This is a genomic window from Flavobacterium sp. DSR2-3-3 (assembly GCF_049896585.1).
Taxonomy (GTDB): Bacteria; Bacteroidota; Bacteroidia; order Flavobacteriales; family Flavobacteriaceae; genus Flavobacterium.
Genome location: NZ_JAFCUP010000013.1, coordinates 1 through 11,473 on the forward strand (window position 1 = coordinate 1; position 11,473 = coordinate 11,473).

Here is an 11,473-nt window from a genome sequence, read left to right on the forward strand (position 1 = left end):
ACAAAGTCAAATTAAAATGAGGACATATAAAACAAAAAACACTTGCAAAAACGTTTTTGCAAGTGTTTAATTAAATATTTTTATCTAATAATCTGTATCGGTTATTCAGGACAAGACAATTGTAAATTATTTGTTTATTCTTGATTTTTTGGTTTTCTGCTGAACTTATAAATTACAGGTAAAACAGTAATTCCAACTAAAATCAATACAATTAATTCAATATGCTTTTTCAAATCAATCTGATAATTTTCAAGTAAAAAACCATATAAATAATGTCCGGCAAAAATTAAGGTAAAAGACCAAATAAATGAACTTAAGACATTATAAAACATGAATTTTTGTTTGTCCATGGATACAATTCCAGCTACGATAGGTGCAAAGGTTCTTAATATTGGAAGAAAACGGGCAAAAATGATTGCTTTCCCTCCGTATTTTTCAAAAAAGTCTTTTGATTGAACCAAATATTTTTTCTTAAACCAAAAACTATCTTCCTTATTGTACAAATAGTATCCGCTTTTTGATCCAAACCAGTAACCTACAATATTTCCTAAAATTCCCGATAACGCCACAAGCGTTGATAAAAGCACAACATTTATAAAATCATTATCAATAAATAGAATGTTTTCTATTAATTCTCGGCTGTAAATTCCTGCCAAAAACAAAAGACTATCTCCAGGTAAAAAGAAACCCGCAAAGAGACCTGTTTCAGCAAATACGATAAATAAAACTATATAGATTCCCAGTTTAATCCCATTAACATCAAAATGAATATAAAAAAGTGGGTCAATTAAATTCTTCCAATCAAAATCGTTCATTCTACGGTGTTTTATGCTAAAATTATTTGTGCGTGAAAGTACGGATAATATATCTTAAGAACAATTTATTGCTTTATTTTAAAGTTTTATTAACGGTTGAATACCACACTTCTATTTAGAAAAACATAGTTTAGGCTCATTTATAAAAATCCTCCAAAAAATTGTATTTTTCTCCACTAAGCTACTTGGCGCTAGAAACGGAAATCACTTACGCAAAACTAATCACAACTCAAACTCTTGGCCGATTAAAGGAACTTTACAATCAAAACCATATTTTTCATGCACTTTTATACGGAGTTCATCCAGCGGCTCATTCTCACCATGAACTAAAAACACTCTGGTTGGTTTATTTTCTAATTCTGATAGCCAATTGAGTAAATTATTTTGATCACCATGTGCTGACAAGCCCTGTATTTCTAAAATTTTTGCTTTTACTGGATAATACTGCCCATGAATTTTAATTTCTTTTGCCCCTTCCAGTAATTTTCTTCCGCGTGTTCCTTCGGCTTGATATCCTACAATAATTACGGTAGTTTGTGGCAAAACGATATACTGCTCTAAATAACTCAATACTCTTCCGCCTGTGAGCATTCCGCTGGCAGCAATTAGTACTTTAGGTTGTTCATCATAGATAACCTCCATGGTTTCCTGATAGTCCGAAACTAATGAGAACATTTTACTCATTTCGGCACATTCTTCTGACGACAATTTATGCCATTTTTGGTTATTAGAAAAAATATTTAGCGCATTAATTCCCATTGGAGTATCAATGATATAGGGAATATTAGGAATTCTATCTTCTTCCCTGAGTTGCCACAACAAGTACATGATCGTTTGGGCACGCTCTACAGCAAAACTCGGAATAATAATCGTTCCGCCTTTGTCAACCGCGTTATTGATGTACATTTCCAATTCTAATTTAGTATCCGTTTTAGGATGAATTCGATTTCCATAGGTACTTTCGAGAAAAACATAATCAGCTTTCTTGGGTTTGGTAGGTGGATACATCAACACATCATCGTCCCGACCAATATCTCCGGAAAAAACTAATGTTTTATTTTCAAGCGTTAATGCGATACTGCAAGCACCCAGAATATGTCCCGCATTAGTATACACTGCTTCAATTTGCGCATCCAAAGGTATTGGCTCATTGGTTTTGATTACTCTAAATAGCGGGAAAACTTTTTCGGCTTGTTCTACCGTATACAGTGCCTCAGCAATTTCATGCTTAGAATAGTTTCCTTCATTCGCATTTTTAGCTTCTTCTTCCTGAATTTTAGCGCTATCTAAAAGAATTAGTTTAGTAATATCTTTTGTGGGACTGGTACAATATATTTTCCCAGAAAATCCTTGATTGACTAATCTGGGCAACCAGCCGCAATGATCTAAATGCCCATGTGTCAGCAATACAAAATCTATTGTGGAAAACAAAACTGGTAGCGGATCCCAATTGAGATCCCGCAAAGGTTTTAATCCTTGGAATAATCCACAATCAATCAAAATCCGAATTCCATTGCTTTCGATTAATGTTTTAGAACCGGTCACAGTGCCCGCTCCACCAATAAATTTAACTTTCATTTGATTTAAATTTAAAATTTAACAATCTCTGTAATCACTCCTTTTAAATATACGTACACAATTCTGACGCTTCTTTTAACACGTTTTTTATCCGATTAGGACTTAATCCTATTTTGTTTAAACAATCCGAATTATTTATAATTTCTTTTACTAAAATAACATCCAAGATCAATAATTTATCTTTTTCAGCAATGGACAAGGTCGTCAAACAGGTGACGGGATAAAGAGAATTATTGTCATTCTTTGTTTTCAAATTGTTATCTTCAGGATAATTCCAACTCAACAAACTCAATCCGGAACATTTAGCAAAAGTAATTGCATCTGCTGTAAACCGGTTATTGGTGACAATCCAACATTTAGACACGATGTCTTTTCTTTCAAAAATGGGATGATTTCTTTCCTTAATGTCATTGAAACGGGATAAAATATACATTGGAACTTTCACATCCGAAGCAGCTTCTCTGCCTGCATGATACTTACATTCAACCATGGCGATAGTTTCATTTTTTTTGACCAAAACATCTATTTCATGTGAAAGACATTTTCCCTGTAAAGTCAAATTGGTTATCGTTTTATAATTTTCCGAAGAAAAAATCCGTCCTATATATTTTTCGAAAAAGAAACCGGCAGGTCCTAAAAGCCGAATTGCTTCTCTCAAATTATAACGTGCCGCATGGGAATTGGCCGTTTTCTTCAATAATGAAAAAGCCATTTTATAAATTTGTTTAGTAGCAATTCCCTCATAAATTTGTTTTTTTATGGCATGCAAAATCGAGTCTACTTCCAGAGCATTGGCACCAGACTTTAAAAGTGATTTTTTAAGTTTATCCGAATTAAATTCGACAATATCTCCAGAATGTTTTACTATTTTCATGTTGACAATGTAATGATAAACAATTACTTACACCAATATTAAAAACTGATAAAAAAGATTATCTATTTTGTTTTTGATAATAAAATCCGGGGACAAACAATAATAAAAAAATAGGCTGAATCAAAAACCGACGGATATAAAACAGAATCCAAGTATGGTTTTCACGAGTGAAGAAAATAATGTAAAAAAAAGCAACAATTAAAATCATAAAAAGGAAATAATACAGAATAAAGGCAAATTTCACCATCATTATTTCTTTGAAAATGACATAAATAACACCCAATGAAATAGCAGTATTTAACGTATAGCGAAATAATAATGCTAGGAACAATTGGGTTGAATTGACACTTGGCAACCTTAATTTAGCAAAATCTTTTTTAAAGAAATCTAAAAAAGGATCATAAAACAACTGATTTTCAAAAGCACGAATAAGCACTAACAGTACAACCAAAAAAAGGAATTGTATTAGTCTTAGTTTGTTATTTAATATCTTAAGAAGCATATCTTGAAAATTTACGAACCCAAATTAACCATAAAATAAAAACTACACCATAAATATATAAAGGAAAAAAGACTCCGTGTAGAAATGGCTCTTGTTTTGGAAAATAAAAAATAAGCGCACTTAAAGCTGCAATTCTCAAAATATTCAGTGCGTAAATAAGCAGGCTTCCGCCAAAGATAAAAAGTAAAGTCGCTTGTAGTTTACCTGAAAAAGCAACCACAAATGAAATGAATAAAATAATTACGCTGATTGCATTACAGCCTTCCACAATTCGGGCAACATATTTCTGTTCATAAAACAGCTTCATATAAGGTTGTTCCACACTTTCTTCTATTGAATATTCGTCAGTAAAAAGGTGCAGCACTTGTCCTGTATTTTCACTCACCATTCTTGTGATAGAATCTATTTTATTTTCCTCAAAACTATTAAGATATTGCTGATACAAAAAAGTCAGTGCTATATATGTCAAAAAAAACGTGCCCAGAAAAAGCAAAAACGGTCTGTAGAGAATAAAATATTTTTTCAAAATCTATCTTTTAACAAATTTATGTAATTTTTGAAACTGACTTTAAATACTTTTGCATAAATAAAAATAAAAAACATGACATTTCAAGAATTACAGCCAAAAGTAACCGAAATCACTTTAAATACAACGCTATCAAGAGACGAAAAACTATTGTCAATTTGTCAATTGTTAAGTGACTCCATAGATTATTATAATTGGGTTGGATTTTATTTTGCAAATCACGAGTCTAAAACATTGCACTTAGGGCCTTACGTTGGGGCTGAAACAGATCACACTATAATCCCTTTCGGAAAAGGAATTTGCGGACAAGTTGCCGTCTCCAACGAAAATTTCGTAGTCCCTGACGTAGCAGCACAGGACAATTATATAGCATGCAGTTTTACTGTAAAATCAGAAATTGTGGTGCCTCTTTTTGTAAACGGAGAAAACATAGGACAAATTGATATTGACAGCCACGTCTTGGATCCTTTTACTGTAGAGGATGAAAAGTTCTTAGAGTTTGTGAATGAGGAAATTGCGAAATTGTATTAAGATTTAAAATAATTCATAATTCATAATTCATAATTGATAATTATTTTTTACTTTTGCACCCGTCCTACAATAGCTGTAAGGCATACATAAAAATCATTAAACAAATATTGGAATGTATTTAACTAAAGAGATTAAAGAAGAAATCTTCGCTCAACACGGAGAAAAAACAAATACTGGAAAATCAGAAGCTCAAATTGCTTTGTTCACTTTCAGAATTAGCCACTTAACAGAGCACTTGAAAAAAAATCGTCACGATTATAATACAGAGCGTTCATTAGTATTGCTGGTAGGTAAAAGAAGATCTTTATTGGATTACTTAAAGAAGACAGAAATCAACAGATATCGTGAAATTATCAAAGTATTGAATATCAGAAAATAATCAATATAAAAGAGGTGCGAAAGTGCCTCTTTTTTTATTTTACAATTTAAAGTCTAACGATTCTATTTTAGTCCTGACACAAAAGGGATTAGAATCAAGACTTCACCATAAAGTCTGTACTAATTAGCATAGATCAATAAAAAAAGTTTGTTTTTCATTGGGTTTTAGGCATTAACTACGCAAAACAACAACTACAACACAACTAGAACCCATGTTTAACTAATAAATTAAATTTATGATTCCACAATTATTTGTAGAAAGTATCGATTTAGGTGATGGCAGAAACATCACAATCGAGACAGGTCGTTTAGCCAAACAAGCGGATGGATCTGTAGTAGTAAGAATAGGTAAAACTGTTATTTTAGGAACAGTTGTATCTTCAAGAAAAGCAAGTCCTGGTATCGACTTTTTACCACTTACGGTAGATTATCGTGAAAAATTTGCTGCAGCAGGACGTTTCCCTGGTGGTTTCTTCAAAAGAGAAGCGCGTCCAAGCGATAATGAAGTGTTAACAATGCGTTTAGTAGACCGTGTATTGCGTCCACTTTTCCCGGATGACTATCATGCCGAAGTTCAAGTGATGATTCAATTAATGTCTCATGACGAAGATGTAATGCCAGATGCATTAGCAGGTTTAGCCGCTTCTGCAGCTTTAGCTTTGTCTGACATTCCTTTTGAAACATTAATCTCTGAAGCCAGAGTTGGAAGAATTGATGGTGAATTCATCATCAATCCAAGTCGCGCACAATTAGCATTATCTGACATTGATATGATGATTGGAGCTTCCATGGATTCTATCGCAATGGTAGAAGGTGAAATGAAAGAAATTTCAGAAGCAGAAATGTTAGAAGCAATTAAATTTGCACACGAACACATTAAAAACCAAATTGCTGCTCAACTACGTTTGCAAGCTGCTTTTGGAAAAAAAGAAGTTCGTACTTATGAACAAGAAAGAGAAGATGAGACTATTTATGCAAAAGTAAAAGATGCATCTTACGATAAAATTTATGCTATTGCAAGCAAAGGTTCTTCAAAACAAGAACGTACTGCTTCATTTGCAGAAGTAAAAGAAGAAGTAAAAGCGTTATTTACTGAAGAAGAATTAGCCGTAAATGGCGATTTAGTTTCTAAATACTTTTACAAAACTAATAAAGAAGCGGTTCGTAACGTAACCCTAGATTTAGGAACACGTTTAGATGGAAGAAAAACTACAGAAATCAGACCAATCTGGTGTGAAGTAGATTATTTACCATCTGTACACGGATCAGCATTGTTTACACGTGGAGAAACACAAGCATTGGCAACAGCAACTTTAGGAACCTCTAGAGAAGCAAACCAAATTGACTCTCCATCACAACAAGGTGAAGAAAAATTCTACTTACATTACAACTTCCCTCCATTCTCAACTGGTGAAGCACGTCCGTTGAGAGGAACTTCAAGAAGAGAAGTAGGTCACGGAAACTTGGCTCAACGAGCATTAAAAAACATGATTCCTGCTGATTGTCCTTATACCATTCGTGTAGTGTCTGAAGTTTTAGAATCAAATGGTTCTTCTTCTATGGCTACTGTTTGCGCTGGAACATTAGCACTTATGGATGCAGGTATCCAAATGATTCGTCCAGTTTCTGGAATTGCAATGGGATTAATTACTGATGGAGAACGTTTTGCTGTATTGTCTGATATTCTTGGTGATGAAGATCACTTAGGAGATATGGATTTTAAGGTAACTGGTACTTCTGTAGGAATTACAGCTTGTCAAATGGACATCAAAATTGACGGATTGAAATATGAGATTATGGAAGCTGCTTTAGCGCAAGCTCGTGACGGTCGTTTGCATATCCTTGGAAAATTGATCGAAACATTAGCTGAGCCAAAAGCAGATGTTAAAACGTATGCTCCAAAAATTATTACAAGAACTATTCCTGGTAACTTTATTGGTGCTTTGATTGGACCTGGTGGAAAAGTAATTCAAGAATTACAAAAAGCTACTGGAACTACAATTGTTATCAACGAAGTAGATGAGCAAGGAGTTATTGAAATTTTAGGAACGGATCCTGCCGGAATTGAAGCAGTATTGGCTAAAATTAAGTCAATCACTTTCAAACCACAAATGGGAGAAGCTTACGAAGTGAAAGTAATCAAAATGCTAGATTTTGGTGCAGTTGTAGAATATGCTGCCGCTCCAGGAAATGAAGTTCTATTACACGTATCAGAACTTGCTTGGGAACGCACTGAAAATGTTTCTGATGTGGTAAAAATGGGTGATGTATTCGAAGTGAAATACTTAGGATTGGATCCAAAAACTAGAAAAGAAAAAGTGTCAAGAAAAGCACTTATGCCAAGACCTCCGCGTGAGGAAAGAAAAGAGTAATCAGATCTTAAGTTTACTAAAGGTTTATTTATAGGAAATCCCGTTTCATGAATTTGAAACGGGATTTTTGTTTTTATTTAATTTATTTTAAAAACTATTGTAACTTTTTTGCAACTCCCTACGTATAATCATTTGTACACTTAAAATTTAGGAGACAAAAAAACATGAGACAACTAAAAATCACCAAGCAGGTAACCAATCGTGAAACTGCTTCATTAGACAAGTATTTACAAGAAATTGGTAAAGTTGACCTTATTACCGCTGACGAAGAGGTAGAATTAGCACAGAAGATTAAAGCCGGTGACCAGAAAGCATTAGAGAAATTGACAAAAGCCAATTTACGTTTCGTGGTTTCGGTAGCAAAACAATATCAAAATCAAGGATTAACACTTCCCGATTTGATTAACGAAGGAAATTTAGGATTGATAAAAGCAGCCCAACGTTTTGATGAAACACGTGGTTTCAAGTTCATCTCGTATGCAGTTTGGTGGATTCGTCAATCTATATTACAAGCATTAGCTGAACAATCCCGTATCGTTCGTTTGCCTTTGAACAAAATTGGTTCTATCAATAAAATCAACAAAATGTACGCTTTATTAGAACAATCTAACGAGCGTCCACCATCTGCTGAGGAAATTGCAAAAGAGCTTGATATGACCGTAAATGACGTAAAAGAGAGCATGAAAAACTCTGGTCGTCACTTATCAATGGATGCGCCTCTTGTAGAAGGCGAAGATTCTAATCTTTATGACGTTTTACGTTCAGGTGAATCTCCTAATCCAGACAGAGAATTAATTCACGAATCATTACGCACCGAAATCGAGCGTTCTTTGGAAACATTGACGCCAAGAGAAGCTGATGTAGTTCGTTTGTACTTTGGTCTTGGCGACCAACACCCAATGACATTGGAAGAAATTGGAGAAACTTTCGACTTAACTCGTGAGCGTGTTCGTCAAATCAAAGAAAAAGCAATCCGTAGATTGAAACACACTTCTAGAAGCAAAATACTAAAAACGTATTTAGGATAATACAGTCAAGTGCCATAAAGTCAAAAATCATATCGTCCAACAACTGTATGATAGTTGACTTTCGGCTTTTGATTAATAAGTAACGACGGTCTGATTAACTGTTCGTTTTTTGATTGATGATTGAAACTCCGGCTGATTACCGGAGTTTTATTTTTTTCAGCATAACTCCGGTTAGTATGAGCTTCTCTCTCGAGTTTAGCCACTCACTGTTCGACTTTCAGTCTCGAGTCCTGAATTTTAATTTTATAATCGGAATTCTCTTTTCACTTTTTACTTTTTACTTTTCACTTTTTACTTTTCACTTTTCACTTTTCACTTTTCACTTTTCACTTATATGGCGTACCCCTCCGTAAAAACTTCGGGTCAGGCTTTCGGCTTTATCTCTCCGTTACACTTCGAGGATACCGCCTCTATCCTTTACGCAAATCGCAGGATAATTCGCTAATTGAATCTATAAAAAATTTACTCCAATTGCTGCAAAAAAACTACTTTTGCACTAACAACACAAACTGAAAAGATTCACTGCAGTGCATCTTTTCATAACAAAAATACAATGAAGAATACACTTATTGCACCATCAGTGCTTGCTGCCGACTTTGGTAATCTGCAACGCGACATCGAAATGATTAACAACAGCGAGGCCGATTGGTTTCATATTGATATCATGGATGGTGTTTTTGTTCCAAACATTTCTTATGGAATGCCAGTTCTGGAAGCCATTAACCGCCATGCAAAAAAAACAATTGACGTTCACTTGATGATAGTAGATCCAGACCGATACATTAAAACTTTTGCCGAGTTAGGCGCTGATATTCTAAGCGTACATTATGAAGCGTGTACGCACCTTCACAGAACACTACAAGCGATCAAAGCCGAAGGAATGAAAGCTGGTGTTGCCATTAATCCACACACTAATATTGACTTACTGGAAGATGTAATCAATGACATCGATTTAGTATGTATCATGAGTGTGAATCCCGGTTTTGGAGGACAATCTTTTATAGAAAACACCTATTCTAAAATTGAAAAGCTAAAAGCTTTAATCACCACAAAAGGGGCCAGAACACTTATTGAAGTAGATGGCGGCGTTACCAACAAAAATGCAAAACAATTGGTAAAAGCCGGTGCAGATGTTCTGGTAGCAGGAAGCTTTGTTTTCAAAGCAGAAAATCCAACTCAAACGATACACGATTTAAAGAAGCTCACAAACTTCTAAAAAAATGGCGCTTGTGGCGCCATTTTTTATTTCAACTACTCCTCTTTGAAATTAATCATTTTAGCAACATGTGCGTACAATTCAGGATGGGAACTTTTAAAGATAAGGGGCGTCTCAAAGAAATGTTCTAGAATTACCGATAAAAATTCGAATTGATTTTCATACGCATACAATCTAAAATAATCCTTTTGAGTCAACTCGTTATTTAAAACTGGATCGTTGTAATATTTTATAACTTCATTAAATTCATCAAAAAATACAATGCCGCTTGGATCATTACTTTTTAAACAATGGAAATGCAACACATGCGAAAACTCATGTAAACCCAGATTAATATTATCATTTGAAGTCGCATGTCCCAGTAAAAAATCTTCCCATGAAAAAACGATTGCTTTCATTTTAGGATTAAATTCCCCTTTATGATACACTTGATTCACAGTAGACAAATAACTGGAAGGATAAATAATTATTTTGTCGAACAAACGGATTAGATAATTTCTCATTCCAAAAGTTAACATCACATACGTTCCGGCAATCAAAATTTGCATGTCTTCAGTAATGAAAATCTCTTTTCCGGTAAATTGATAGTTCGCAATAAACACATTTACCCGATGTTCAAAATAAATTTTTCTTTTTGGGGAAAGCCTAGAATAAAACGGAAAATAATTTACTAAAATTTGGCGTTGGTTTGATTTCAATTTCTTGGAAAAAGGATACCAATGAATATAAAACGGTTTATTGAACAGCAACAAATAAATAGGCTCCAAAATTCCGAAAATAATTACCACAAGGAATAACACACCAAACAGAAGGGAAATAAAAAGTTGAATTGTCATATTTTGTAATCTTTACAAAATGAAAACGCTTCAAAACAACCAAGTTTACTTGAATTTTTTTGAAGCATTTGTTTCTGCCTTTGTGACCGCGACAGGGTTCGAACCTGCAACCCTCAGAGTCGAAATCTGATATTCTATCCAGTTGAACTACGCAGCCATTTTAAAATTTTTAGATTTTTAGAATATTGGAAAAATTTAAATATCAAATAATCTAAAAATTTAATTTATGTTAGCAATTTTTTTACAATAGTAGAAATAGTTTTTCCTTCTGCAGTTCCTCCTAATTGTGCTGCTGCTAAACCCATTACTTTTCCCATTGATGCAATTCCTGACGCACCTGTTTCGCCGATGATTTTTGCAATCACAGCTTCTACTTCAGCCTCAGTTAATTGTGCTGGCAAGAATTTCTCAATTACTGCAATTTGAGCCAATTCTGGTTCAACTAAATCCATTCGGTTTTGCTCTGTAAAAATTCTAGCGCTTTCCTTACGGGTTTTTACTAATCTTTGAAGCAATTTAACCTCATCATCTTCTGTAATTTCTTCTTTTGATCCTGTTGCTGTTTGTGCTAATAATATTTCAGATTTGATAGCTCTCAAAGCTTCAAGTGCAACTGTATCTTTGGCTCTCATGGCGGTTTTTATTTCGTCCATAATTTGTTCTGATAAACTCATACTACTATTTAATTTTAAATTTGGTATTCAATCTAAAATCGAATACTGCAAACTGATTATTTTTTTGAATGCCCCAGATGCTAGTGAAAAGCCTTTTTAGGAGAAAATGTATTTTTTCTTGGACTTAAAAAGCGACCAAAGGA

At 34.0% G+C, this 11,473-nt stretch carries 12 protein-coding genes and 1 tRNA gene; 5 read left to right on the forward strand and 8 right to left on the reverse strand.

Annotated elements, in window-relative coordinates; genetic code table 11:
* Nucleotides 1-134: 134 nt before the first annotated feature.
* The 5 genes from ACP7AQ_RS14230 to xrtF all read right to left on the reverse strand — a co-directional run bounded on the left by ACP7AQ_RS14230 (nt 135) and on the right by xrtF (nt 4,295).
* A complete protein-coding gene (locus tag ACP7AQ_RS14230) occupies nt 135-815 on the reverse strand; it encodes a DedA family protein (protein WP_426064158.1) in 681 nt (226 codons plus the stop codon).
* Between the two features lie 222 nt (nt 816-1,037).
* A complete protein-coding gene (locus ACP7AQ_RS14235) occupies nt 1,038-2,393 on the reverse strand; it encodes an MBL fold metallo-hydrolase RNA specificity domain-containing protein (protein ID WP_426095931.1) in 1,356 nt (451 codons plus the stop codon).
* A 43-nt stretch (nt 2,394-2,436) separates the two neighbouring features.
* The gene (locus tag ACP7AQ_RS14240) at nt 2,437-3,267 is read right to left on the reverse strand and encodes a restriction endonuclease (RefSeq protein ID WP_426095932.1); all 831 of its coding nucleotides are present in this window, start codon (nt 3,265-3,267) and stop codon (nt 2,437-2,439) included.
* Between the two features lie 58 nt (nt 3,268-3,325).
* Nucleotides 3,326-3,769, reverse strand: coding sequence for an exosortase F system-associated membrane protein (locus ACP7AQ_RS14245; protein ID WP_426064161.1), 444 nt, complete (start codon nt 3,767-3,769; stop codon nt 3,326-3,328).
* Nucleotides 3,759-4,295 (reverse strand): exosortase family protein XrtF, encoded by a 537-nt coding sequence (gene xrtF / locus ACP7AQ_RS14250; RefSeq protein ID WP_426095933.1) that lies wholly within the window; start codon nt 4,293-4,295, stop codon nt 3,759-3,761. The genes ACP7AQ_RS14245 and xrtF overlap by 11 nt, the downstream gene beginning before the upstream one ends.
* Nucleotides 4,296-4,370: 75 nt before the next feature.
* Between xrtF and ACP7AQ_RS14255 the strand changes: the two genes are divergently transcribed.
* The 5 genes from ACP7AQ_RS14255 (at nt 4,371) to rpe (ending at nt 9,820) form a co-directional block, all read left to right on the forward strand.
* Entirely contained in the window at nt 4,371-4,826 is a 456-nt protein-coding gene (locus tag ACP7AQ_RS14255; protein ID WP_426095934.1) for a GAF domain-containing protein, read from the forward strand.
* A 112-nt stretch (nt 4,827-4,938) separates the two neighbouring features.
* Entirely contained in the window at nt 4,939-5,205 is a 267-nt protein-coding gene (gene rpsO, locus ACP7AQ_RS14260) for a 30S ribosomal protein S15 (protein ID WP_091202563.1), read from the forward strand.
* 235 nt (nt 5,206-5,440) lie between these two features.
* Nucleotides 5,441-7,576 (forward strand): polyribonucleotide nucleotidyltransferase, encoded by a 2,136-nt coding sequence (locus ACP7AQ_RS14265; protein ID WP_426064164.1) that lies wholly within the window; start codon nt 5,441-5,443, stop codon nt 7,574-7,576.
* A 164-nt stretch (nt 7,577-7,740) separates the two neighbouring features.
* On the forward strand, nt 7,741-8,604 hold the full coding sequence (locus tag ACP7AQ_RS14270; protein ID WP_007137700.1) for a sigma-70 family RNA polymerase sigma factor: 864 nt from the start codon (nt 7,741-7,743) through the stop codon (nt 8,602-8,604).
* Between the two features lie 553 nt (nt 8,605-9,157).
* The gene (gene rpe / locus ACP7AQ_RS14275; protein ID WP_426095935.1) at nt 9,158-9,820 is read left to right on the forward strand and encodes a ribulose-phosphate 3-epimerase; all 663 of its coding nucleotides are present in this window, start codon (nt 9,158-9,160) and stop codon (nt 9,818-9,820) included.
* A gap of 35 nt (nt 9,821-9,855) precedes the next feature.
* Here rpe and ACP7AQ_RS14280 read toward each other — a convergent pair whose 3' ends face one another.
* The 3 genes from ACP7AQ_RS14280 to ACP7AQ_RS14290 all read right to left on the reverse strand — a co-directional run bounded on the left by ACP7AQ_RS14280 (nt 9,856) and on the right by ACP7AQ_RS14290 (nt 11,330).
* The gene (locus ACP7AQ_RS14280) at nt 9,856-10,656 is read right to left on the reverse strand and encodes a zinc-dependent peptidase (RefSeq protein WP_426095936.1); all 801 of its coding nucleotides are present in this window, start codon (nt 10,654-10,656) and stop codon (nt 9,856-9,858) included.
* An 83-nt stretch (nt 10,657-10,739) separates the two neighbouring features.
* Nucleotides 10,740-10,813: transfer RNA gene (locus tag ACP7AQ_RS14285), tRNA-Arg, on the reverse strand.
* A 67-nt stretch (nt 10,814-10,880) separates the two neighbouring features.
* Nucleotides 10,881-11,330 (reverse strand): GatB/YqeY domain-containing protein, encoded by a 450-nt coding sequence (locus ACP7AQ_RS14290; protein WP_426064167.1) that lies wholly within the window; start codon nt 11,328-11,330, stop codon nt 10,881-10,883.
* Nucleotides 11,331-11,473: the final 143 nt, after the last annotated feature.